The organism is Rhodococcus sp. KRD175 (assembly GCF_017168275.1).
Taxonomy (GTDB): domain Bacteria; phylum Actinomycetota; class Actinomycetes; order Mycobacteriales; family Mycobacteriaceae; genus Rhodococcoides; species Rhodococcoides fascians.
The window spans coordinates 82,649-104,060 of record NZ_JABFAQ010000007.1 but is presented as its reverse complement, the minus strand read 5'-3'; the positions used below and the strand labels follow the sequence as shown (position 1 = coordinate 104,060).

General features: G+C 64.6%; 29 protein-coding genes. 18 read left to right on the top strand and 11 right to left on the bottom strand.

The features are described from left to right. Positions 1-3: 3 nt before the first annotated feature. Positions 4-600: a CHAP domain-containing protein gene (locus J1M81_RS12745; protein ID WP_032382827.1), complete on the bottom strand. Its 597-nt coding sequence runs from the start codon at positions 598-600 to the stop codon at positions 4-6. A gap of 47 nt (positions 601-647) precedes the next feature. On the opposite strand from J1M81_RS12745, the gene J1M81_RS12740 reads away from it, so the two are divergent. Then, positions 648-1,436: an NAD-dependent deacylase gene (locus J1M81_RS12740; protein ID WP_032399989.1), complete on the top strand. Its 789-nt coding sequence runs from the start codon at positions 648-650 to the stop codon at positions 1,434-1,436. A gap of 57 nt (positions 1,437-1,493) precedes the next feature. Continuing rightward, a complete protein-coding gene (locus J1M81_RS12735; protein WP_206498146.1) occupies positions 1,494-1,778 on the top strand; it encodes a hypothetical protein in 285 nt (94 codons plus the stop codon). Positions 1,779-1,794: 16 nt separating this feature from the next. Here the strand turns inward: J1M81_RS12735 and J1M81_RS12730 are convergent, their stop codons facing one another. The 4 genes from J1M81_RS12730 to J1M81_RS12715 are packed head-to-tail and all read right to left on the bottom strand — an operon-like array spanning position 1,795 to position 4,117. Beyond that, entirely contained in the window at positions 1,795-2,133 is a 339-nt protein-coding gene (locus J1M81_RS12730) for a hypothetical protein (protein WP_052061428.1), read from the bottom strand. 24 nt (positions 2,134-2,157) lie between these two features. Continuing rightward, positions 2,158-2,862 (bottom strand): hypothetical protein, encoded by a 705-nt coding sequence (locus tag J1M81_RS12725; RefSeq protein ID WP_206498145.1) that lies wholly within the window; start codon positions 2,860-2,862, stop codon positions 2,158-2,160. Further along, on the bottom strand, positions 2,862-3,719 hold the full coding sequence (locus J1M81_RS12720) for an ABC transporter ATP-binding protein (protein WP_032399991.1): 858 nt from the start codon (positions 3,717-3,719) through the stop codon (positions 2,862-2,864). Before J1M81_RS12720 ends, J1M81_RS12725 begins: the two co-directional genes overlap by 1 nt. Continuing rightward, positions 3,716-4,117 (bottom strand): GntR family transcriptional regulator, encoded by a 402-nt coding sequence (locus J1M81_RS12715; protein WP_027497311.1) that lies wholly within the window; start codon positions 4,115-4,117, stop codon positions 3,716-3,718. The genes J1M81_RS12720 and J1M81_RS12715 overlap by 4 nt, the downstream gene beginning before the upstream one ends. 87 nt (positions 4,118-4,204) lie before the next feature. Here J1M81_RS12715 and J1M81_RS12710 point away from each other — a divergent pair, with 87 nt between their 5' ends. From J1M81_RS12710 to J1M81_RS12700, 3 genes are all read left to right on the top strand, one after another. Then, positions 4,205-4,372 (top strand): hypothetical protein, encoded by a 168-nt coding sequence (locus J1M81_RS12710; RefSeq protein WP_155288449.1) that lies wholly within the window; start codon positions 4,205-4,207, stop codon positions 4,370-4,372. Positions 4,373-4,436: 64 nt separating this feature from the next. Further along, a complete protein-coding gene (gene secA2 / locus J1M81_RS12705; protein WP_032399992.1) occupies positions 4,437-6,740 on the top strand; it encodes an accessory Sec system translocase SecA2 in 2,304 nt (767 codons plus the stop codon). Next, positions 6,733-7,140, top strand: a complete 408-nt coding sequence (locus tag J1M81_RS12700; RefSeq protein WP_052054876.1) for an META domain-containing protein — start codon at positions 6,733-6,735, stop codon at positions 7,138-7,140. Before secA2 ends, J1M81_RS12700 begins: the two co-directional genes overlap by 8 nt. On the opposite strand, the gene J1M81_RS12695 is transcribed toward J1M81_RS12700, so the two are convergent. Then, on the bottom strand, positions 7,127-7,723 hold the full coding sequence (locus tag J1M81_RS12695) for a TetR/AcrR family transcriptional regulator C-terminal domain-containing protein (RefSeq protein ID WP_027497309.1): 597 nt from the start codon (positions 7,721-7,723) through the stop codon (positions 7,127-7,129). The genes J1M81_RS12700 and J1M81_RS12695 overlap by 14 nt on opposite strands. Before the next feature lie 125 nt (positions 7,724-7,848). Between J1M81_RS12695 and bioB the strand changes: the two genes are divergently transcribed. Genes bioB through J1M81_RS12680 form a run of 3 tightly spaced genes read left to right on the top strand, consistent with a single transcriptional unit; the run spans position 7,849 to position 9,691 of the window. Further along, positions 7,849-8,841 carry a biotin synthase BioB gene (bioB, locus tag J1M81_RS12690; protein WP_032370319.1) on the top strand — a complete coding sequence of 331 codons (993 nt, stop codon included), beginning with the start codon at positions 7,849-7,851 and terminating at the stop codon, positions 8,839-8,841. Positions 8,842-8,863: 22 nt separating this feature from the next. Continuing rightward, positions 8,864-9,088 carry a hypothetical protein gene (locus tag J1M81_RS12685; RefSeq protein WP_032382834.1) on the top strand — a complete coding sequence of 75 codons (225 nt, stop codon included), beginning with the start codon at positions 8,864-8,866 and terminating at the stop codon, positions 9,086-9,088. Then, positions 9,089-9,691, top strand: coding sequence for a DUF2567 domain-containing protein (locus tag J1M81_RS12680; RefSeq protein WP_027497306.1), 603 nt, complete (start codon positions 9,089-9,091; stop codon positions 9,689-9,691). It abuts the gene before it with no gap. 13 nt (positions 9,692-9,704) lie between these two features. Here J1M81_RS12680 and J1M81_RS12675 read toward each other — a convergent pair whose 3' ends face one another. Then, positions 9,705-10,403, bottom strand: a complete 699-nt coding sequence (locus tag J1M81_RS12675) for an NUDIX domain-containing protein (RefSeq protein ID WP_206498144.1) — start codon at positions 10,401-10,403, stop codon at positions 9,705-9,707. Positions 10,404-10,482: 79 nt separating this feature from the next. Here J1M81_RS12675 and nadA point away from each other — a divergent pair, with 79 nt between their 5' ends. From nadA to J1M81_RS12655, 4 genes are read left to right on the top strand one after another with little or no spacing between them, the layout of a single operon-like run. Next, complete coding sequence (nadA, locus tag J1M81_RS12670; protein WP_048318691.1) at positions 10,483-11,541, top strand: quinolinate synthase NadA; 1,059 nt, start codon at positions 10,483-10,485, stop codon at positions 11,539-11,541. Then, complete coding sequence (locus tag J1M81_RS12665; protein WP_206498143.1) at positions 11,538-13,106, top strand: L-aspartate oxidase; 1,569 nt, start codon at positions 11,538-11,540, stop codon at positions 13,104-13,106. The genes nadA and J1M81_RS12665 overlap by 4 nt, the downstream gene beginning before the upstream one ends. 1 nt (position 13,107) lies before the next feature. Further along, entirely contained in the window at positions 13,108-13,983 is an 876-nt protein-coding gene (gene nadC, locus J1M81_RS12660) for a carboxylating nicotinate-nucleotide diphosphorylase (protein WP_032368081.1), read from the top strand. 33 nt (positions 13,984-14,016) lie between these two features. Continuing rightward, positions 14,017-14,391 (top strand): RNA-binding S4 domain-containing protein, encoded by a 375-nt coding sequence (locus tag J1M81_RS12655; RefSeq protein WP_032368080.1) that lies wholly within the window; start codon positions 14,017-14,019, stop codon positions 14,389-14,391. Between the two features lie 57 nt (positions 14,392-14,448). Here the strand turns inward: J1M81_RS12655 and J1M81_RS12650 are convergent, their stop codons facing one another. Further along, complete coding sequence (locus J1M81_RS12650) at positions 14,449-15,429, bottom strand: LysR family transcriptional regulator (protein ID WP_206498142.1); 981 nt, start codon at positions 15,427-15,429, stop codon at positions 14,449-14,451. Between the two features lie 78 nt (positions 15,430-15,507). On the opposite strand from J1M81_RS12650, the gene J1M81_RS12645 reads away from it, so the two are divergent. Then, on the top strand, positions 15,508-15,924 hold the full coding sequence (locus J1M81_RS12645; protein WP_283550175.1) for a DUF5997 family protein: 417 nt from the start codon (positions 15,508-15,510) through the stop codon (positions 15,922-15,924). On the opposite strand, the gene J1M81_RS12640 is transcribed toward J1M81_RS12645, so the two are convergent. From J1M81_RS12640 to rhtB, 3 genes are read right to left on the bottom strand one after another with little or no spacing between them, the layout of a single operon-like run. Then, positions 15,921-16,304 carry a YchJ family protein gene (locus J1M81_RS12640; protein WP_206498141.1) on the bottom strand — a complete coding sequence of 128 codons (384 nt, stop codon included), beginning with the start codon at positions 16,302-16,304 and terminating at the stop codon, positions 15,921-15,923. The genes J1M81_RS12645 and J1M81_RS12640 overlap by 4 nt on opposite strands. Next, positions 16,301-16,450, bottom strand: a complete 150-nt coding sequence (locus J1M81_RS12635) for a hypothetical protein (protein WP_179273973.1) — start codon at positions 16,448-16,450, stop codon at positions 16,301-16,303. The genes J1M81_RS12640 and J1M81_RS12635 overlap by 4 nt, the downstream gene beginning before the upstream one ends. A gap of 11 nt (positions 16,451-16,461) precedes the next feature. Then, a complete protein-coding gene (rhtB, locus tag J1M81_RS12630) occupies positions 16,462-17,094 on the bottom strand; it encodes a homoserine/homoserine lactone efflux protein (protein ID WP_206498140.1) in 633 nt (210 codons plus the stop codon). Positions 17,095-17,177: 83 nt separating this feature from the next. On the opposite strand from rhtB, the gene J1M81_RS12625 reads away from it, so the two are divergent. The 5 genes from J1M81_RS12625 to hisB all read left to right on the top strand — a co-directional run bounded on the left by J1M81_RS12625 (position 17,178) and on the right by hisB (position 21,402). Further along, a complete protein-coding gene (locus tag J1M81_RS12625; RefSeq protein ID WP_027497296.1) occupies positions 17,178-17,645 on the top strand; it encodes an SRPBCC family protein in 468 nt (155 codons plus the stop codon). A 49-nt stretch (positions 17,646-17,694) separates the two neighbouring features. Next, entirely contained in the window at positions 17,695-18,213 is a 519-nt protein-coding gene (locus J1M81_RS12620) for a DinB family protein (RefSeq protein ID WP_206498139.1), read from the top strand. A gap of 89 nt (positions 18,214-18,302) precedes the next feature. Next, a complete protein-coding gene (gene hisD / locus J1M81_RS12615; RefSeq protein WP_206498138.1) occupies positions 18,303-19,655 on the top strand; it encodes a histidinol dehydrogenase in 1,353 nt (450 codons plus the stop codon). Continuing rightward, positions 19,652-20,782, top strand: coding sequence for a histidinol-phosphate transaminase (locus J1M81_RS12610; RefSeq protein ID WP_206498137.1), 1,131 nt, complete (start codon positions 19,652-19,654; stop codon positions 20,780-20,782). Before hisD ends, J1M81_RS12610 begins: the two co-directional genes overlap by 4 nt. After that, positions 20,779-21,402 (top strand): imidazoleglycerol-phosphate dehydratase HisB, encoded by a 624-nt coding sequence (hisB, locus tag J1M81_RS12605; protein WP_027497292.1) that lies wholly within the window; start codon positions 20,779-20,781, stop codon positions 21,400-21,402. Before J1M81_RS12610 ends, hisB begins: the two co-directional genes overlap by 4 nt. The last annotated feature ends 10 nt before the right edge of the window (positions 21,403-21,412 follow it).

Sequence of the window (21,412 nt, the reverse complement as noted above, 5' to 3'; positions counted from 1 at the left end):
CCCTCAGGATGCCAATCGGCCGAATCCGACTACACCCGAGTCGGATTCGTAATTCAGAGTGTGAATCCTGATCTTGCCGGCTTCGTTCCCGCCCACGGTGACGGCCTCGCTGCCGTCGACAGCCACGATGACGTTGGTGTGTTGGCCGACCCAACTGCTGTTGTCGTACAACACCACATCACCCACCGACGGCGTGTAGTTGCCGACGGTCTCGAACCGTCCCTGTTGCTGGTAGTACTCCTGCAGCGTGTAGACGCCGGGAATGCGCCACGAACCCGAGTTGGGATTCGACAACGGCATGCCCGCTTCCTTCATGATCCAGCTGACGAAGTCGGCGCACCAGGCCTCGTCCACGCCCTCTGCATAGAAGGTTCCCGGACGCTGCTTCTCGTGCTCGACTCGCAGCAGGTCCACCACACGTGCCTGGTCGACGGTCAACTCGGCGCTGTTCACCTCGGGGAACGATTCGGTGTCCCACGGTAGATAGCGACTCGGGGCGAGCCACAGAACACCGACGGCCACCACCACGACCACAGCGGTGACCGCTGCGGTCCACAGGGGCCAGCGTCGCCGCGTGCGGGTATCGGTGTCGATGCTCATGCCCACACGGTAGCGCGTGAGCGAACACCGGTTGGCACAATAGCTGTGTGACCCATTCGCACGAGCAGACGGTCGACGCCGTTCCACAACCCATCGTGGACGCCGCACGAGCGGCATCGCGCATCGTCGTTCTGACCGGGGCCGGCATGTCGGCCGAATCCGGAATTGCAACGTTTCGCGACGCCCGGACCGGTCTGTGGCAGGACTTCGATCCGAAGGACCTCGCCAGTCCCGAGGGCTGGCTCGCCGACAGCGACCTCGTGTGGGGTTGGTACCGGTGGCGTGCAGCATTGGTTCGTCGTTCCGAACCCAACGCCGGCCACCGCGCCGTCGCGCAATGGCAGCAGCATGCGCAGGTGGACATCGCCACGCAGAACGTCGACGATCTGCACGAACGAGCCGGATCCACAGTGCTCGCACACGTACACGGAAGCCTCTTCGAGCCGTACTGCAGCGAGTGTGGAGTGCGCGCGGAACTCGACGACACCGACATTCTGGACGACGGCATTCTGATCGACGCAGATCAGCGTGTTCCGCCGCCGGACTGTCCCCGGTGCGGCGGACTCATCCGTCCCGGGGCCGTGTGGTTCGGCGAATCGCTGCCCGAACAGGCGTGGGAAGCAGCCGAGAATGCTGTGCGCGCTGCAGATCTGGTGCTCGTGGTCGGTACGTCGGGCGTGGTGTACCCGTTCGCCGGACTGCCCGCCGTCGCACGCAGTGCGGGCGCAACGGTGGTCGAGATCAACCCGGTCGAGACCGAGGTATCCGACATGGCCGACCACCGATGGCGCACAACGGCCGCGGTGGGTCTGCCACTGCTGGTCGCACAATTGTGAACGGACGGGCGGCACGCGAACTACCCTGATCACACCATCGACTTCGAGGAGGCCGAGATGGCGGAGTACTGGTTGCTCGTGTGCGCCCTCGCGTGTTCGTCCGTCGGTGCGTGGTGGGCAACATCGGATCCGACATCTCGACGCGTTCGCCGAATCGAATTTCTCGCCTGGATCCTCGGCATCGTCGGCGCGGTCACCCTGGCCGATCAGCTGGGGGTGTCCAGGCCGTGGTCCACTGCTGCACTCGTAGTCGGAATCATGGTTCTGGTCCTCGGCCTCCCCGCCCACGTGGCCACAGTGATCAGGAATCGGAAACCGCTCGGAATTCCAGCGCAGAGGTAGCTGCGGCAGACCTGCCCTAGGGACGCAGCCTGCGCAGCAGCAGGAGTGATACGCCCCCGAGAAGCCCGGCAACCACCAACGACAACGCCGACTCGATCGCCTGGAACCGCCAGAACGATCTGTCCTCGTGATAGCGCGTCTCGTAGGCCTCGGCACCCTGATCCCGAATGCACTGGATCTCGATGTTGCGACGTTCCACGCTCTTGCGGTCGGAATACTCCTCGTACTCGGCGACCGTCTCGAATTCGCTCAGATCCCTGTAGTTCTGGGTCCAATTGCAGTCCATCAAGTCGACGGGCACCGGACTGCCGTTGCTGTCGACGTAGTCGGCAGAGAATTCCCAACGTGGGAACAAACTGATCGAGTCGCCTGGTCTGTACTAGTCCGGAGTGCCGCCGTACATGTCGTCGACCTTCTGCTCCACCGATACTCGGTCTGTCTGGGGAGTCGCATAGTGCTCGCGTAACTGCGTCGGCAGCAGTGCCAGGAATGCAGTCGACACGATGACGGTGGTGATCATCGCAGCGATCGTGTTCCGCATCGCAAGTGCGCATGCCGAACCGACCATCAATCCGACGGCCGTGTACGCGCCTGCGACGAATCCCGTGGCCCCGAAGATGGGAAAGTCCAACCGCGATGCGCTCGACCCCGCGAAGGACATCGCGAAGGAATCGGGTGCAGTGTTGTACTTGGCTGCGAACAGCACGCATCCGAGCACCGTCATCGCCCCGACGATCGGTGTGAACACGACCAGAATGCGCACGCTGTACCAGCGGCGTCTGCTCACGGATTGAGTCAAACCGAGTACGTGGGTGCGACGTTCGAGATCGCGGGAGAAGACGGTCACCCCGACGAATGCCCCCAGGGCGACGGGCAAGACGATCGTCGTGAGTACCGCTATCGTCTGCACGGTCCCGACGGTGCAGTCGGACGAACCGAAGGATCGACAACCCTGCATATACGGAGACGGAATCACACCGCCGCCGATCACCGTGACGGCAATCGTGATCGCAGCCAACAGCAGTGGCGTCAACGCCCCGAACAGGATGGTCGCGCGAAATTGTCTCCAAGTCACCCAGATCATCAGGTGGTCTCCGTTCCGAGGTGGGCGAGTACGACGTCGTCGAGGGTGGCGTTCTCGACTGTCCACCCCGGTGGTGTCGTTGTCGGTTGTTTGCCCTGTACGACGAATGTTGTTGCCCCGGAACCGAACACCTCGGACACGATGGTGCCGTCCTCGACCGTCGGGTCGGCGTCGGAGCTGCCGACGAGAAGGTGGTGGTCGGCGGTGATGGCGTCGAGGTCCCCGTCGAGTCGCATTCGCCCACCGCGTAGTAGCAACAGCCGGTCGGCGACGTCGACGAGCTCGGACAGCACGTGTGAGGACAGCACGATCGTCGTACCGTTCTCGGCTGCATCGCGCATCAGGGTGCGTGCCACCGCCCTGCGAGCGACCGGATCGAGATCGGCAAGCGGCTCGTCGAGCAGCAGTACTTCGGGTCGACGCCCGAGTGCCAGTGCGAGGGCAATCCGCGTGCGGTGGCCGGGGGAGAGGGACTCGACCCGAGCGGAGGTGGCGATTCCTGCGGCGTCGACGATTTCCTTCGCGTACGCATCGTCCCAGTGCGAGTTCGTGTTTCGGCCGAATCGCAACAGTTCGGCGACGGTGAAGTGTGGGTAGAGGGGCTTGTGCTGCGCCAAATAGGACAGGCCGGGCGAGATTCCGCGTTGGGTCACGCTTTCGCCCAGAACCCGAATGGTTCCGCCGTCCGGTGTCAGCAGGCCGACCGCCAGCGACAGCAGCGTCGACTTTCCGGCACCGTTGGAGCCGACCAGCGCTGTGACGCTTCCTCTTTCGACTGCGAACGAGCATCCGTCGAGGACGGTCTTCCTGCGAAACGATTTGGCCACCTCGTCCATGGTGAGCACCGCGTCGGTCATGTTTCGTCTCTTTCGGTTCGGTCGAATTGCTTGTCGAGTGCGGCGGTGACGATGGCTTCGAGGTCAGGTCTGTCCAGTCCTGCGGCCGTGCAGTGTCGGATCCAGCGGTCGAGTTCGGTCTCGAGCGCCGATCGTTCGGCCATGCCAGGTTTTGCGAGCGAGGCGACGACGAACGTCCCGGAACCGGTTCGTGGTTGGACCAGCCCGTCGCGTTCGAGTTCTCGGTACGCCTTGAGGACGGTGTTGGGATTGATGGCCAGCGCCGTGACCACTTCTTTTGCTGTCGGCAGTCGGTCACCGACGGCGAGTGTTCCCAGTCGTAGGGCCTGTTTGGTCTGCAGTATCAGTTGGACATAGGTGGGAATGCCGGACTGACGATCGATACGGTAGGCGATCACCAGAAGCCTTTCACTAGTTGATTAGTGGAAGACGTTAATACGTACCCCTCGGTTTGTCCATGCTCTGTTCGGATCTCGATATTCGGAGTGGCGATCACCGCGTTGGCCGTGACGGCTGGGGGATGCGCCGCCATCTCCGACCCGCAGCAGACCCGAGACTTCTTCGCCCGGGGCCAGTCCTACTACCGCTCGCGCAGAATCGCAGTGGCTGTGCCGCTCGACATCGCAGTGACAACGCCGCTCGACGCGGGGTAGTGGGCAATCGGCACTCGGTACTGTGGGAAAGAAGATCACGTACTTTCTCGAGTAGGGATGACAGATGGCTGTGGGCTCCGACCGATTCTGGCGTGTACTCGGCCGCTCTGCGCAGAAGGCGCAGAGCGCGTCGCGTCGGCGCGTCGAGCAGGCCGGAGACCATGCGAGCTGGGCTTCGGGCTTGTCGGACGCCGATTTGGCCACCGAGGCCGCTGCGTTGCGGGCCCCGAGCGCGTCGAAACTCGACGTTCCGCGGTACCTGGCGTTGACGCGTGAGGCGAGCGACCGCACGCTCGGCATGCGACCGTTCGACGTACAACTTCTGGGAGCCGAGCGACTGCTCGCCGGTGACGTGGTGGAAATGGCGACCGGCGAAGGAAAGACGTTGTCCGGGGCCGTGGCTGCGGTGGGATACGTTCTGTCCGGTCGCAGGGTTCACGTCATCTCGGTCAACGACTTTCTCGCACAACGTGATGCGCGGTGGATGGCTCCGCTGTTCGAGGCTCTGGGTATCACTGTCGGTTCCATCGCCGAGTCGTCTTCCGCGCAGGAACGTCGTGATTCCTACGCGTGCGATATCACGTACGCGTCGGTCAACGAGGTCGGATTCGATGTACTCCGTGACCATTTGGTCGACGATCGTGCCGATCTGGTGTCGCCCGTCCCGGATGTCGCACTGATCGACGAGGCCGACTCGGTGTTGGTCGACGAAGCGTTGGTGCCGTTGGTGTTGGCCGGCTCGGTATCGGGTGACGTGTCGACCTCGACGGTGATGGACGCAGTCCGCCTGTTGGACAAGGGGATCGACTTCGACACCGATGCCGAAGGACGCAATGTGTTCCTCACGGACGAGGGCGCGCTTCGGCTCGAGAAGGAACTCGGCGGAATCGATCTCTACTCCGAGCAGCACGTCGGATCGACCCTCGTTGCGGTCAATGTCGCGCTGCACGCTCAGGTGCTGGTGCAACGCGATGTCGACTACATCGTGCGTGAGGGACGTGTTCAGCTGATCAACGCTTCCCGTGGCCGAGTGGCGGACCTGCAGCGTTGGCCGGACGGGTTACAGGCGGCCGTAGAGATCAAGGAGGGGCTCGAGCCCACCGAGACCGGTGAAATTCTCGACACGATCACGGTGCAGGCGCTGATCAACCGGTATGCCACCGTATGTGGAATGACCGGCACGGCAATGGCGGCGGGGGAGCAGCTGCGTACGTTCTACGGGCTCGGCGTCTCGGTCATCGAGCCGAACGTGCCGACGGTGCGGGTCGACGAGGTCGACCGGGTGTACGACACGGTCGAGCACAAGAATGCCGCAATTGCGCAGCAGGTCAAGGAAATTCACGAGACCGGGCAACCGGTACTCGTCGGAACGCACGATGTCGCGGAGTCGGAGACGCTGGCGGCGATCCTCGCGGAATCCGGTGTGGACGCCGTCGTACTCAACGCCAAGAACGACGCCGAGGAGGCCGCGGTCATCGCTGCCGCCGGAGTGCACGGCGCGGTCACCGTCTCGACGCAGATCGCCGGGCGCGGAACCGATATCAAGCTCGGGGGACCGGAGGGGACCGACCGCGACCGCATCGCCGAGTTGGGTGGGCTGTTCGTCGTCGGCACCGGCCGCCACACCACCGAGCGGCTCGACAATCAATTGCGAGGACGTGCGGGCAGGCAGGGCGACCCGGGCCGTTCGGTGTTCTTCGGCAGTTGGGAGGACGACGTCGTCAAGAACAACATCGGTGACAAGGACGCACCGAAAGGCATCGACGACAGCGGCCTGTTCACCTCTGCCGCGGCAGCCGATCGAGTCGATCATGCCCAGCGCATCGCCGAAGGACAGATGCTCGAAATACACTCGCGTACCTGGCGCTACAACCAACTGACGGCGCAGCATCGGGAGATTCTGGACCGTCGTAGGGCAGCGTTGCTGGACACCGGAGAGGCGTTGGCTCTGCTCGAGGAGCAGTCGCCGACGCGATCGAAGGAACTTCGCGAGAACGTGTCGGAGGAGACCCTCGTGGTGGTCGCCCGCCGAATCGTTCTTCACCACCTCGACCGCGCGTGGTCGGACTACCTAGCGCACCTGGCCGACGTGCGCGAGAGCATCCACCTCCGTGCGCTGGGTCGCGAGAATCCACTCGACGAGTACCACCGAATTGCGGTCGAGGCCTTCAAGACTGTCTCCGCCAAGGCCATGGATCTGTCCCACGCGACATTCGAGTCGGCCGAGATCACCTCCGACGGAATCGATCTCGACAATGCCGGTATGCGCCGACCGACGTCGACGTGGACGTACATGGTGCACGACAACCCGTTTGCCTCCCGCGGAAATGCCGGTGCGGCCGGTCTGGGGCCGATCTTCGGTGGCTGACGCGCGCCGGGCACTGCTCGCTCTCGCCTGTGGCGTGAGCGTGTTGGCCTCGGGCTGCACCGATTCGTACGGGGAATTCCCGGCAGACAAGAATTACACCTCCGTCGATGCCGACGGTTCCTACACCCCGGTCTCGGGTACGACGATCCGGCTCGAGTTCGCCGACGACCGCATCTCGGCCGAAGCCGGATGCAACAGGTTGTTCGGCACCGTCGACACTTCGCTGGGGACGCTCACCGTCGATTCCCTGGGTGCCACGCGGATGGGGTGCCCGGCCGAGCTCATGGAGCAGGATCGGTGGCTGTCGGAGTTTCTGTCCTCGAAGCCGAAATGGTCCAGAGAAGACGACACGATGACTCTGGACAACGGACGCGACCGAATCGTGTTCACCGAATCCTGACGGAGCGTGGTTCGGACGCGGCGTGGCGCACGCCGTCCAGAAAGAGCCGGAGACCGAAGTCGAATTTGCTGGTGGGATCGGGGCGCTCGAACATCGGGGACGCGTCGGCGGTCAGCGCCCCGGCCGAGTCCATCTGGAGCCGAGCCTGTTCGTCCACGGTATGGCCGAGCACGTAGTACAGCAACGTATCGGCGGTCAGTTCGGCGTCGACTCTGGGCAACCCGGCACGAATGCAGACCGCGGCGATGCGTTCACGGATGCGGTTGGTGGTGAGCCGCGAGGCGTAGGTCGAGGCGACCAGTTCGGCTCCGTCGCGCCGGGAGAGCAGCGCGTCGCGAAGTCGATGTGCGATCTGCGAGATCTGCGCGTCCCACAGTTCTTCCGTCGACGGTGCGTCGGCACCGGACAGTATGTGATCTGCGATCGCTCCCAGCAGCGTCTGCTTGTTGGGGAAGTGCCAGTACAGCGCTCCGGGTTGGACGTGCAGTGAGGTCGCCAGGCGGCGCATGGTCAGATCCGCGAGGCCGTACTCGTCGAGAATGGCTATTGCACCGTCCAGGACGTCCTGCCTGCGTAGCTGCACTTCCTACCCCTGCCGTTCGACGCGGTGTTTCGCTTTGACAGTAGCCGAGTGCGGTGCCTAACGTGAACGCCGTTCAACTTGAACGGTGTTCAATTCCGAGACCGTTCGACGACGAGGGGACCGGTATGGACATATTGCGTACGGCGCGCCTGCAGGTGCTCGACAACGGCATTGCGCTCGATCGATCCCAGGTGCTCGAGGTACTCGAGCTCGGAGAGGATCGTCTCGAAGAGACGATGCAACTGGCGCACGAGGTTCGGATGCGATGGTGCGGACCGGAAGTGGAGGTCGAGGGGATCGTCAGCCTCAAGACCGGAGGCTGCCCCGAGGACTGCCACTTCTGCTCGCAGTCGGGCCTGTTCGCCTCTCCGGTGCGGGCGGCCTGGCTCGATATTCCGTCGTTGGTCGAGGCGGCGAAACAGACCGCGAAGACCGGAGCCACGGAGTTCTGCATCGTGGCCGCAGTGCGGGGTCCGGACGCTCGACTGCTCGCGCAGGTCGCCGCAGGAATCGAGGCCATTCGCGGCGAGGTCGACATCGACATCGCTTGTTCGCTGGGCATGCTCGACCAGGATCAGGTCGACCAACTCGCCGCAATGGGTGTGCACCGCTACAACCACAACCTCGAGACCTCGCGGTCCTACTTTCCGAACGTGGTCACCACCCATACCTGGGAGGAACGCTGGAACACACTGCGGATGGTCCGCGAGGCCGGCATGGAGGTCTGTTGCGGAGGCATCCTCGGTATGGGCGAGACGCTGGAGCAGCGAGCTGAGTTCGCAGCCGATCTCGGCGCTCTCGAACCCGACGAGGTTCCCCTGAATTTCTTGAACCCACGTCCCGGAACGCCGTTCGGAGATCTGGACGTGCTGCCTGCATCGGATGCGTTGCGAGCCGTTGCCGCCTTCCGGCTGGCCCTGCCGCGGACGATTCTTCGATTCGCGGGCGGCCGCGAGATCACTCTCGGTGATCTCGGAGCTCAGCAGGGAATTCTGGGCGGCATCAACGCGATCATCGTCGGAAACTACTTGACGACGCTCGGTCGTCCCGCCGAGGAGGATCTCGATCTTCTCGGGGAACTGCAGATGCCGATCAAAGCGTTGAACTCGACGATCTGATGCGCGTATTAAGGTGGGTCGAATGACGAGCGAGAGCCGGTACGACCCGCACACCGGTCGGCCTGTCGAGGTCGGTACGGATGCGGGGGCACCGTCGTTCTCGGTTGCCGTCGGTCTCGGGCTGGAGCCGCCGAGGTACTGCGACCGGTGCGGTCGCAGGATGGTGGTGCAGATCGTGCCCGACGGATGGACGTCGGTGTGCTCGCGGCACGGCCTGATCGATTCCGCCGCGACGGGTAGGCGTTAGGTGACGACCTCGTCTGCCGTCGAGACTCCGGAGCGGCGTCGAACGCTTCGCTTTGTGGCTCTGGTCGGCGGTGTGACGATCGCGCTGTCCGCCGTCGGCGGTCTGCTGTGGGGATTCCTGGCACCGAGCCAGCAGTTGCTCGTCGTCGCGCAGGACAGAGGAGCAACACTGACCGGGGAGAGTCTGCATCGATTCGACGCTCTCGCCCTGTTCGTCCTCGTCTCGTTCGCTCTCGGCATTCTCGTGCCGATCGGGTGGTGGCTGTGGATTTCCCAGCGGGGTCCACGGCTGTTCGTGGCCGTGTTCGTCGGGTCGTTCGTCGGCTCGATCGCAGCAGTGCTGGTGGGCAACGGCGTTGCGGCGCTGCGATTCCCGAGGGCGGACGAGCCGGCCGTCGGATCGATCGTCCGGGTTGCACCGAGTATCGACACGCCAACGGCACTGATCGTGCAGGCGCTGACGGCGTCGTTGGTGATACTGCTGCTCGCGGCGATGAATCCCAACGACGATCTGCAGCACCCCGATTCCGATCCCGAGCTCGACGAGATCGAATTCGACGTCGCTCCGCCGCCGCCGTCGTTCGACTCGCGGGTGCCCGACTGACGGCGGATCTCGTTCATGCCTGTGGTGGCCGCAATGCCGCGAACTCGTCGGTGACGCGAATGCTGTTGTCGGCGAACCGGAACAATGCTGGAGGCCGTCCACCCGCTCGACCCGACGGTGCACGCCGTCCGGTGGGTTCGATGACGCCGCGGCGGCTCAGTACCCGTTGCAGATTGGTGGCGTCGACCTGATAGCCGAGGGCTGCGCCGTAGATTTCGCGAAGCGTCGAAATCGCGAATTCTGCAGGAGCGAGGGCGAATCCGATGTTGGTGTACGACAGTTTGGCGACCAGTCGATGCCGTGCGTGCTCGACGACCGTTCCGTGATCGAACGACATGGCGGGCAGCTCCGACACCGGGTACCAGGTCGTATCCGCGGGCAGGGTCGGCTCGGCCGCGATCGGTACGAGGCCCAGGAACGTCGACGCGATTCGGCGATCTCCCGGCACTCTGTCGGGCTCGCTGAAGATGGACAGCTGCTCGAGGTGTGCCACCTTGCGTACGTCGACCTTCTCGGCGAGCTGCCTCCGCGCGGACGTGGCCAGGTTCTCGTCGTAGCGCAGGGTGCCCCCGGGGAGTGACCAGGTGCCCGCCTCGGGGTCGAGCGCACGCTGCCACAGCAGGACCGCCAGTTCAGGGGTGTCGGGGTCGGAAAAGACCCGAACTTGGAACACCGCAATGAGTACTTCGTGGACGGTGCTACGATGAATCATGTTTTCGATCATAAGTCGAAAACTTCCTCGGAGGAAATTCGGTCACCGACGACCGGATGATCGGTGAAGGAGAACCGTCATGACCAGCAGCGCTACCCAGGTGAACTTCCTGGACTCGGCTTTCGCCGGAGTCCGCGACATCGTCGATGGAGCCGGTGGTTACGGGGGAGTCGACGCGTCGGCGGAATGGGCCGCGGAAGTGCGACGGCTCGCCGATCTGCGAGGTGCGACCCTGCTGGCGCACAACTATCAGCTGCCTGCGATTCAGGACGTTGCCGATCACGTCGGTGATTCGCTCGCGCTCTCGCGCATGGCCGCCGAGGTATCCGAGGACACCATCGTGTTCTGCGGCGTGCACTTCATGGCCGAGACCGCCAAGATCCTCAGCCCGCAGAAGACGATCCTGATCCCGGACCAGCGTGCGGGTTGCTCGCTCGCCGACTCGATCACTGCCGAGCAGTTGCGCGAGTGGAAGGCAGACTTCCCGGATGCCGTCGTCGTCTCTTACGTCAACACCACCGCTGAGATCAAGGCGCTCACCGACATCTGCTGCACCTCGTCCAACGCGGTCGAGGTCGTGCAATCGATCGATCCGAGCCGCGACATCCTCTTCCTGCCCGACCAGTTCCTCGGGGCTCATGTCAAGCGCGTGACCGGGCGAGAGAATCTGCACATCTGGGCCGGTGAATGCCACGTCCACGCAGGCATCAACGGCGACGAGCTCGCCGAGAAGTCTCGGACCCACCCCGATGCGGAGCTGTACGTGCATCCCGAATGCGGTTGCGCCACCTCGGCTCTCTACCTCGCCGGCGAAGGATTCGTGCCCGCCGACAAGGTCAAGATCCTTTCCACCGGCGGCATGCTCGACGCGGCCCGCGCCACCGAATCCAAGCAGGTTCTGGTCGCCACCGAGATCGGGATGCTGCATCAACTCCGCAGGGCTGCACCCGATGTCGACTTCTTGGCCGTCAACGACCGCGCGTCGTGCGGATACATGAAGATGATCACGCCCGCCGCGCTGTTGCGCTGCCTCGTCGAAGGGCGCGACGAGGTCCACGTCGACCTCGAAACGGCGAACATCGCCAGCAAGTCGGTGCAACGCATGATCGAGATCGGCACACCCGGCGGCGGCGAGTGAACCCGTCGGTCGCCTGGGAAACCGCGGCCGACCTCGTCGTCGTCGGCGGCGGAATCGCCGGACTGACCGCGGCTCGCACGGCCGCCGCTCGCGGTCTGCGCGTGCTGACGGTCAGCAAGGGCAGTTCGGTCGACACCGCGACCAAGTATGCGCAGGGCGGAATCGCAGTCGTCGGCACCGATCTCGGCGACTCGATCGATGCGCACGTGTCGGATACCTGCGCAGCAGGCGCGGGCCTGTGCGACGAGGATGCGGTGCGTTCCATCGTGTCCGGCGGCCGTGCGGCGATCGCGTCGCTCGAAGTCGCCGGCGCACATTTCGATCGTGCGCCCGACGGTTCGGTTTCCCGCACCCGAGAGGGTGGCCACAGTGTGCGCCGAATCATCCATTCCGGCGGCGATGCCACCGGAGCGGAGGTACAACGCGCACTGGACTCCGCAGTGCCTTCGGTGGAATTCGACACCACCGCGCTCCGTGTACTGACCACCGACGGCGAGGTGGCCGGACTCCTCGTGCGCGGGCCTCGCGGTGTCGGCGTCGTTCGCACTCCGACGGTGTTGCTCGCGACAGGCGGCCTGGGACAACTGTTCTCGTGCAGTACCAACCCGGCCGGTGCCACGGCCGACGGCATTGCGCTGGCTCTGGATGCGGGCGCACGTGTCGCGGATCTGGAGTTCGTTCAGTTCCACCCGACCGTGCTGTTCGCCGCAGGGTCGACGGGCCGTCGCCCGTTGATCAGCGAAGCGGTGCGTGGAGAGGGTGCACGCTTGGTCGATGCCACCGGCCGCGCATTCATGGACGGTGTTCACCCCATGGGCGACCTCGCACCACGCGACGTGGTCTCGCGTGCCATCGCCGAGTTGCTGTACCGCAGCGGCGACGACCACGTGTTGCTGGACGCCCGTCGCGTGGAGCACGTGCGTGAGCGTTTCCCGACCGTGACGGCATCGTGCCTGGACGCCGGCATCGATCCCGCAACGGATCTCATCCCCGTTGCACCCGCCGCGCACTACTCGTGCGGGGGAGTCGTGACCGACACGTTCGGACGGACGTCCGTCTCGGGATTGCTCGCTGCGGGTGAGGTGGCGCGCACCGGGCTGCACGGTGCCAACCGGCTGGCGTCGAACAGTCTGCTCGAGGGTCTGGTGGTCGGCGAACGCGCTGCGCTCGTCGCCGCGGAGCGGGTCGGAACCACGGTCGCGGTGTCCGATACCGCACTGCCTGTCTACCGGCGGATCGATCGCGCGGTACTGCAGCGAACCATGACCACGCACGTCGGTGTCGTCCGCGATGCGTCCGGTCTTGCGGACGCACAGAACGTGCTGGCACACGGCGTGGTGTCGGAACCGCCGGTCGACGGCGTAGCGGTCGAGGATGCCGCCCTGACGGCAGCGGCAGACGTGATCGTGCTGGCTGCGGCGCACCGCCGAGAGAGCCGAGGGTGTCACACCCGACGGGATTTCCCGGACAGCATGCCCGAGTACCGACGGAGCCCGTATGTCGAACGCGACGAGAACGGACGACTGACGATCGTGAACGATGATGTGATGACGGGAGCAAGCTGACATGACCGGTACTGCCGACGAAGTGAACCCGGGAGTCGACCGCGACGAGGTTCTCGCACTCATCCGCACCGCGCTCGACGAGGATCTCCGGTACGGGCCGGATATCACCACCATGGCAACGGTTCCCGAGGACGCCGTGGCCACGGCGTCGGTGGTGTCTCGACAGTTCGGCACCCTCGCGGGCCTCGATGTCGGACTGCTGGTTCTCGACGAGGTGATCGGTTCGGGCGCGTACTCGATCCGCCACAGGACCGCCGACGGATCGAATGTCGAACCCGGACAGGCTGTTCTGACGGTCGAAGCTCCCACCCGTGGATTGCTCACCGCCGAGCGCACCATGCTCAATATCGTCTGTCACCTGTCGGGTATCGCAACCGCCACGGCCGGCTGGGTCGCCGAGGTCGCAGAGACCGAGTGTCGCATTCGAGACAGTCGAAAGACGTTGCCCGGACTGCGATCGCTACAGAAGTACGCGGTACGGGCGGGCGGCGGGGTCAACCATCGGATGGGTCTCGGTGACGCCGCGCTGATCAAGGACAACCACGTCGCGGCGGCCGGCTCCGTCGTCGCTGCCCTGCGAGCCGTGCGGGCCGCTGCGCCGAACATCGCCTGCGAGGTAGAGGTCGACAGTCTCGAACAACTCGACGAGGTGCTCGCCGAGAACGTCGAACTCGTTCTGCTGGACAACTTCGCGCTGTGGCAGACGCAGATGGCGGTGCAGCGCCGCGACAAGTTCGCGCCGGACACCAAGTTGGAATCCTCGGGTGGACTGACCGTCGACGTGGCTCGGGATTACGCGCGTACGGGGGTCGACTTCCTGGCGGTGGGCGGTCTGACACACTCGGTAACAGTGCTCGACCTCGGCCTGGACATGTAGCCGAGCCTCACGATTCGAGGAAGACGTTCGAAGATGGAATTGCAGAGTGCCCGTCTGGACAGCTGGATCTGGGCGGTGCGACTGTTCAAGACGCGGTCTGCCGCCGCCGCAGCCTGTCGCGGTGGGCATGTCCGCGTCAACGGCACCCCCGCAAAGCCCGGCCAACGCGTCGGGCCGGACGACGAGATCCGGCTGCGCGTGGAGGGCGTGGAGAAGATCGTCGTCGTCGTACGTGCCATCACCAAACGCGTCGGCGCGTCGGTGGTAGCCGAGTGCATGATCGATCGCAGTCCGCCGCCGCCACCGAAAGAGGTTCTGGCGTCGGTTCCCCGACGTGACCGCGGAACGGGCCGTCCGACCAAGCGTGATCGACGTGACATCGATCGGCTGCGGCTGCGCCCCTCGTAGTCGTGAGCGTTTTGCGTACCTCCGGGGGCGCACAACGCGCTCGAGGGCGAAGCCCGGCTAGCGTCTCTTTCCGCTGCGACGTGCGTTCGTTTTCGTCTTGACGACCGGTCGAGCCGGTTTGGAGGGCTGCGCCTTCTTCTTGACGGGCGCGTCGTCCGACGATCCGCGTGAACTTCGCGTCGACCGGCCCCGCACGATGCCGATGAATTCTTCGATGCGGTCGTCTTCCCGCTCCGCCACCCAGGCCAGTGCGATCTGCGACTGCTCGACGTCGGTGACCGGGCGGTACACGAGATCTTTGCGAGCGTTGAATCGCGCAACCGAGTGCGGGACGATCGCCACGCCCAGCCCGGCAGCCACGTATTCGAAAGTCTCCGCTGTGCTGGTCATCGGTGGCAGTGCGGGACGATCGCCGGTGCTCAGTTCTGTTGCAACAGCGGCCCATTCGGGCACCGAGGTCGGATCGGCGAGCAGGTGTTCGTCGGCGAGGTCCAGCGCGGTGACCGAGTCGAATGCTGCGACCGCATGGTCTTTGGGCACCACCACGACCTGAACTTCCTGATACAGCCCGATGGCGTTCAGACCCTCACGGTCGATCGGCGGCCTGACGAAGCTGACGTCGACCGTTCTGTCACGCAGATGAGACACCTGCGTGTCCGGAGTCGTCGCCACGACGGACAACGCGACATCGGGAAACCGATCGGCCCAGATTCGCGTCCACTTGGTCAGTGTCACGCCCTCGGCGTATCCGATGGTGAAACTGCGCGGCTCGCCGGCAGCAACCTGTGCAACCTCCGAACGCCGATCGTCCTCGGCGATCTCGACCAACGCGCGTTCGAGCAGATCGCGTCCGTCGGCGGTGAGTTCGGTGGGGGAGGCACCCGGCACGAACAGGTCGACGCCGAGCAACTCTTCGAGTTCCACCACGGTCTTGCTGAGGCGGATTCGGGAGATTCCGAGCGACTGAGCAGCGCGGGCGAAATGCAGTTGTTGCGCCACTGCCGCATACCAGCGCAGTGTCTGCACATCGATGTTCACGGAGTCGAGCCTATGGGACGGTGCACGAAGCGCGGGACGGTGGCGTCGGGACCGCCGATTGCCGGATAAGCTGGTCCGGTGAGCCCGGAGAACAAACAGCAGACCATGAAGCCATTGACCGCGGCGAACAAGCTCGGCATCTATCTACCCGCAGCGCCAAAAGAGTTCCAGAACTCGATGATCAGCAGATCCGACCTGGACGCCCTGCGCAGCGATCCGCCGCAGTGGCTGACCGACTTGCAGACCGACGGACCCTTCCCCCGCGACGTGATCGCGAAGAAGCTCGACGTGTCCATCGCCGGATTGGCACGCGGCGGAGTCACCGAAGCGTTGACCAGTGTGGAGATCGAGGAATTGATCGCCAGCCCACCGCAGTGGCTGGTACGCGAGCGTCGGACTCAGATCCAGGTTCGCAAGGATGCCGAGCGCATCAAGGAGAAGCAGGAAGCGCGTCGCACTGCGGGCAATCGGCCCACGAAACTACGCAACCTCTAGGGCGCGACGACTCCGTCGAGGTATCGCCACCGGCCGTCGACCCGAACGAAACGGCTGATCTCCGACATCGTGCCGGCACCGTCGGGATGCCTGTACCGTGCCTCGAACTGCACGGTGCCGGTCTCGTCGAAAATCCCGCCTGCGTCGGCGGCAAGGATGTCGAGTCGATACCACCGTTGGTCGGGGTTCAACTCCAGGTCGGCCGGTGCGGTGTCGGGATGCCAGGACGTCCGCAGGTAGGCGACGTCGCCGACGGCGAACGCGGTGAAGCGCGAGCGCATCAGCTTCTCGGCCGTCGGCGCTTCGACGGAGCCCGTCAGGTACGGCTCGCAACAGGCATCGAACGTGTCCCCACTCGAACACGGACACCGTGTACTCACTCGTCGACCTCCACTTCGACTGTGTAGGTACCGAGTTCGTGCTCGTCCCGCTTGCCCACGTCCTGAATCCAGGTGTTGGCTTCGAGCAGAGTGTCGAACAGCCCCAACGGAATCGGATCTCCGCCGAGCGCATTCTTCATGATCACGCGGTATTTCCTCATGGGGTCACCCTTCGTACCGTGGCCAGAAATGTTGCGGCGGCGAAGAACAGGCCGGCGAACGTGCGGTTCATGGTCTTCTGCTGACGGTGCGACCGCATCATGCGGAGGACTCGCGATGCCAGAGAGGTGTAACCGGTCATCACCAGCATGTCGACGACGACCATGGTCGCGGCGATGGCGAGGTACTGGGTGATCAGCGGCCGCGTCGGGTCGAGAAACTGGGGCAGTACAGCGACCATGAACACGACGGCTTTCGGGTTGCTCGCGTTGACGAGAAATCCTCGCGCGAGCATCGTCGTGCCTCGATCCGCCACCGCGGGGGCGTCCGCGACTTCGGACGGAGCCGACCGCCACTGGCGAATGCCGAGGTAGACCAGATAGGCGACACCGAACCACTTGATCGCGGTGAAGGCCAGGGCCGAATTGGCAAGGACAGCACCGAGTCCGACTGCGACGATGCCGATCTGGACCAGCAGGCCGATCTGCAGCCCGAAGATGTTCCAGTAGCCGCGGCGCAGGCCGTAGCGCAGACCTGTGGACATCGACATCGACGCGATGGCTCCGGCTCCGGGAGACAGACTGATGACGATGCTCGCGCCGAGGAAGGCGAGCCACACTGACCAGGACATGTGTTCATTGAACTACGCCCGTCAATTCGCATTCTGCGCGGTGGCCGGGTGTCGATACGGTCATTGTGGGGTAGACGCTGCAGATGGCAGACATCAGAACCATCGACAGCGGTCCCCAGCAGGTCACGAGACAGACCGAGGTTCGGGCACCGGCAGCCGAACTGTTCGACATCGTGGCCGATCCCACCCGGCACGGCGAGCTGGACGGATCCGGCACAGTCAAGGACACCGTCCGTGGACCCGAGAGGCTGAGCAGCGGCGCGAAATTCTCCGTCGGCATGAAGCAGTACGGCGTGCCGTACAAGATCACCAGCACCGTGACCGAGTTCGTGGATGCGGATCGACACAAGATCATCGAGTGGCAGCACCCGATGGGCCACAGCTGGCGCTGGGAATTCGAGGAGAAGCAGCCGGGCCTGACCACTGTCACCGAGAGCTTCGTCTACGGCACCGCCAAGGTTCCGAAAATGCTCGAGTTGTTCAAGATGCCGCAGAAGAATGCGCAGGGCATCACGAGCACACTGCACAATCTGGCTGCTCGTTACGCCTGACCTCTCGGACAGCCCGTGGCGGTACGGGCCCTGCTCTACAGTGACCCGCATGCCGATCGAACCCGATACCAAGAACTGGACGTGGGTCCTCGACGGTGCCTGCCCCGACTGCGGGTTCGACTCGAGCTCCGTCGAATACGACGCCGTGCCCGAGTTGATTCGCGGCGACGTGGATCGATGGATCGCAGTGCTCCATCGTGAGGACGCGTCAGTGCGGCCCGACGATTCGACGTGGTCGGCGCTCGAATACGGCGCACATGTTCGGGATGCACACCGCATATTCCGCACTCGGTTGGCGCTGGTGCTGACCGAGGACGATCCCGAGTTCGACAACTGGGATCAGGATGCCACGGCCGTGGCCGAGAACTACAACGCGCAGAGTCCGGCGACGGTGGCGTCGGAACTCGGGGAAGCGGCACATGCATTGGCCGACGCCTTCTCGGCTGTGCCGCCGGAAGACCGTGATCGCAGAGGGCGACGCAGCGACGGTTCCCACTTCACCGTCGAAACTCTGGCGGCCTACTACATTCACGATCCCATCCACCATCTGTGGGACGTGCGGGGCTGAGCCGAATTCGGTGGAACTATCCTGGTGGTTCGGACAACACTGATTCGACCGAACCCCGGCACCGAACCGACTCCACGAAGGGGCCCACTATGCCTGCCCGCATCGAGCTCGCCCGCGTCGATCTACGCGGACGAACTCCATCCACTGCCGAACTACGCGGCGCTCTTCCCCGAGGCGGAGTGGATGTCGATTCGGTGCTGCATCAGGTTCGGCCCGTCGTCGACGCCGTCAAGGACCGTGGGGCCGACGCGGCCCTCGAGTTCAGCGAGAAGTTCGACGGAGTCCGTCCGGACCGCGTTCGGGTTCCGCAGCAGGAATTGGTTCGAGCTCTCGACGAGCTGGACCCGGCCGTCCGGGCCGCCCTCGAGGTCGCGATCGAGCGAACCCGCCTGGTGCACTCGGATCAACGCCGCACCGACCACACCACCCAGGTCGTGCCCGGCGGCACGGTGACCGAGCGCTGGATTCCGGTCGATCGCGTGGGTCTCTACGTGCCCGGTGGCAACGCTGTGTACCCGTCGTCGGTCGTGATGAACGTGGTGCCTGCGCAGATCGCTGGCGTCGGTTCGCTGGTGGTGGCGTCGCCGCCGCAGAAGAACTTCGGTGGATTACCCCACCCGACGATCCTGGCGGCCGCGCAGCTCCTCGGAGTCGACGAGGTCTGGGCCGTCGGCGGCGGTCAGGGCATCGCTCTGCTCACGTACGGCGGTGTCGACACCGACGGCGAAGAACTGGCGCCGGTCGATCTGATCACCGGCCCGGGCAACATATACGTCACGGCGGCCAAGCGACTGTGTCGTTCGCTCATCGGAATCGACTCCGAGGCAGGCCCTACCGAGATCGCGATTCTCGCCGACGCCACCGCGGATCCGCTGCACGTCGCAGCAGACCTGATCAGTCAAGCCGAGCACGACGTGATGGCCGCCAGTGTGCTGGTGACCGACAGCCTCGAACTCGCCGATGCCGTCGACGAGGCTGTCAATGCGCAGATGGCGTCCACCCGGCACGCGGAACGCGTCACCACGGCGCTGAGCGGTAGCCAGTCCGGAATCGTTCTGGTCGACGACGTCACACAGGGCCTGGCCGTGGTCAACGCCTATGCGGCCGAACACCTGGAGATTCAGACGAAGGACGCGTCCGACGTCGCCGCTCGCGTGCGCAGCGCCGGTGCTGTATTCGTGGGGGCGTGGTCTCCAGTGAGCCTCGGTGACTACTGCGCCGGCTCCAATCACGTACTGCCGACGGCCGGGTGCGCTCGGCATTCGTCCGGCCTGAGTGTGCAGACGTTCCTGCGTGGGATCCACGTGGTGGACTACAGCGAGGCCGCACTGAAAGATGTTGCTGCGCACGTCATTGCGCTGGCCAACGCCGAAGATCTCCCGGCTCACGGTGAGGCCGTTCGGCTGCGTTTCGAGGGGTTGCGTACCGGTGGTACATCATGAGTGATGCTCTGGGGCAATCAATTTCGCTCGACGATCTGCCGTTGCGCGAGGCGCTGATCGGCAAGTCGCCGTACGGCGCGCCGCAGCTCACCGTGCCGGTTCAGTTGAACACCAACGAGAATCCACACCCGCCGACGCAGGCACTGATCGACGACGTTGCCGAATCGGTGCGCATCGCCGCGGCGCAGCTGCACCGGTATCCGGATCGCGACGCAGACGACTTGCGAGCCGACCTGGCGCGTTATCTCACCGGGCAAACCGGCTTTGCGGTCGACACTGCCAACGTGTGGGCGGCCAACGGCTCCAACGAGATTCTGCAGCAACTCCTCCAGGCCTTCGGTGGGCCGGACCGTACCGCGCTGGGTTTCGTGCCGTCGTACTCGATGCACCCGATCATTTCGTCGGGGACTCAGACCGAGTGGATTCCGGCGCAGCGTCGGGCGGATTTCTCTCTCGACGTCGACTACGCAGTGCAGGCGATCGAGGAGCGTAAGCCGGACGTCGTGTTCGTGACCAGCCCCAACAATCCGACCGGGCACAGCATCGACGAGGCAGATCTACGTCGAATCCTCGACGCCGCACCGGGAATCGTCGTGGTTGACGAGGCGTACGCCGAATTCTCCTCGGCGGCAAGCGCAATCGGATTGATCGAGAGCTACCCCAGCAAGATCGTCGTCAGTCGGACCATGAGCAAGGCATTCGCGTTCGCCGGCGGACGGCTGGGATACCTCGTTGCGGCCCCGGCCGTGATCGACGCAATGCTGTTGGTGCGCTTGCCCTATCACCTCTCGGTGGTCACACAAGCCGCCGCTCGGGCCGCGTTGCGGCATGCCGACGACACCCTCGCGAGCGTGGCCGAACTGTCGGCCGAACGCGATCGTGTTGCCGAAACACTCGCCGACCAGGGATACGACGTGATCCCGTCCGACGCCAACTTCCTGCTCTTCGGCCGATTCGCCGATGCCGTCCGGACGTGGCAGCGATATCTCGACGACGGCGTCCTCATTCGCGACGTCGGTATTCCCGGGTATCTGCGTGTCACCATCGGACTCGCCCACGAGAACGACCGATTCCTCACCGTCAGCTCGGAACTCGCATCGACCGAAAGAGCAGAGGCACTGCAGTGACCACACCCGCTCCCCGTATCGCCAAGATCGAGCGCACCACCAAGGAATCCGACATCTCCGTCGAGCTGAACCTCGACGGCACCGGCATCGTCGACATCTCCACCGGCGTGCCGTTCTACGACCACATGCTCACTGCCCTCGGCACCCATGCCCGCTTCGATCTCACTGTGCGGGCCAAGGGCGACATCGAGATCGAGGCGCATCACACGGTCGAGGACACTGCGATCGTGCTCGGGCAAGCGTTGGGCCAAGCCCTCGGCGACAAGTCCGGCATCACCCGCTTCGGCGACTCGTTCATTCCGATGGACGAGACACTCGTGCATGCGGCGGTCGACGTGTCCGGCCGTCCCTACTGCGTGCACACCGGCGAGCCGGACTACATGGTGCACTCGGTGATCGGCGGCTACCCGGGTGTTCCTTACTCCACCGTGATCAACAAGCATGTGTTCGAGACCTTGGCGTCCAACGCTCGGATCGCGTTGCATGTCCGCGTCATCTACGGCCGCGACCAGCACCACATCACCGAGGCGGAGTTCAAGGCCGTCGCTCGGGCGCTGCGTCAGGCCACCGAATACGACCCTCGGGTCACCGGAATTCTCTCCACCAAGGGCAGTCTGTGATCGGTCGAGC

What these genes read in the sequence shown, in the direction of transcription:
- nadA (WP_048318691.1), top strand. Translation starts at nt 10,483, where the DNA reads ATGACCAGCAGCGCTACCCAGGTGAACTTCCTGGACTCGGCTTTCGCC.
- nadC (WP_032368081.1), top strand. Translation starts at nt 13,108, where the DNA reads ATGACCGGTACTGCCGACGAAGTGAACCCGGGAGTCGACCGCGACGAG.
- J1M81_RS12610 (WP_206498137.1), top strand. Translation starts at nt 19,652, where the DNA reads ATGAGTGATGCTCTGGGGCAATCAATTTCGCTCGACGATCTGCCGTTG.
- J1M81_RS12725 (WP_206498145.1), bottom strand. Translation starts at nt 2,862, where the DNA reads ATGATCTGGGTGACTTGGAGACAATTTCGCGCGACCATCCTGTTCGGG.
- J1M81_RS12685 (WP_032382834.1), top strand. Translation starts at nt 8,864, where the DNA reads ATGACGAGCGAGAGCCGGTACGACCCGCACACCGGTCGGCCTGTCGAG.
- bioB (WP_032370319.1), top strand. Translation starts at nt 7,849, where the DNA reads ATGGACATATTGCGTACGGCGCGCCTGCAGGTGCTCGACAACGGCATT.
- J1M81_RS12655 (WP_032368080.1), top strand. Translation starts at nt 14,017, where the DNA reads ATGGAATTGCAGAGTGCCCGTCTGGACAGCTGGATCTGGGCGGTGCGA.
- J1M81_RS12720 (WP_032399991.1), bottom strand. Translation starts at nt 3,719, where the DNA reads ATGACCGACGCGGTGCTCACCATGGACGAGGTGGCCAAATCGTTTCGC.
- rhtB (WP_206498140.1), bottom strand. Translation starts at nt 17,094, where the DNA reads ATGTCCTGGTCAGTGTGGCTCGCCTTCCTCGGCGCGAGCATCGTCATC.
- J1M81_RS12625 (WP_027497296.1), top strand. Translation starts at nt 17,178, where the DNA reads ATGGCAGACATCAGAACCATCGACAGCGGTCCCCAGCAGGTCACGAGA.
- hisD (WP_206498138.1), top strand. Translation starts at nt 18,303, where the DNA reads ATGCCTGCCCGCATCGAGCTCGCCCGCGTCGATCTACGCGGACGAACT.
- J1M81_RS12620 (WP_206498139.1), top strand. Translation starts at nt 17,695, where the DNA reads ATGCCGATCGAACCCGATACCAAGAACTGGACGTGGGTCCTCGACGGT.
- secA2 (WP_032399992.1), top strand. Translation starts at nt 4,437, where the DNA reads ATGGCTGTGGGCTCCGACCGATTCTGGCGTGTACTCGGCCGCTCTGCG.
- J1M81_RS12735 (WP_206498146.1), top strand. Translation starts at nt 1,494, where the DNA reads ATGGCGGAGTACTGGTTGCTCGTGTGCGCCCTCGCGTGTTCGTCCGTC.
- J1M81_RS12745 (WP_032382827.1), bottom strand. Translation starts at nt 600, where the DNA reads ATGAGCATCGACACCGATACCCGCACGCGGCGACGCTGGCCCCTGTGG.
- J1M81_RS12675 (WP_206498144.1), bottom strand. Translation starts at nt 10,403, where the DNA reads ATGATTCATCGTAGCACCGTCCACGAAGTACTCATTGCGGTGTTCCAA.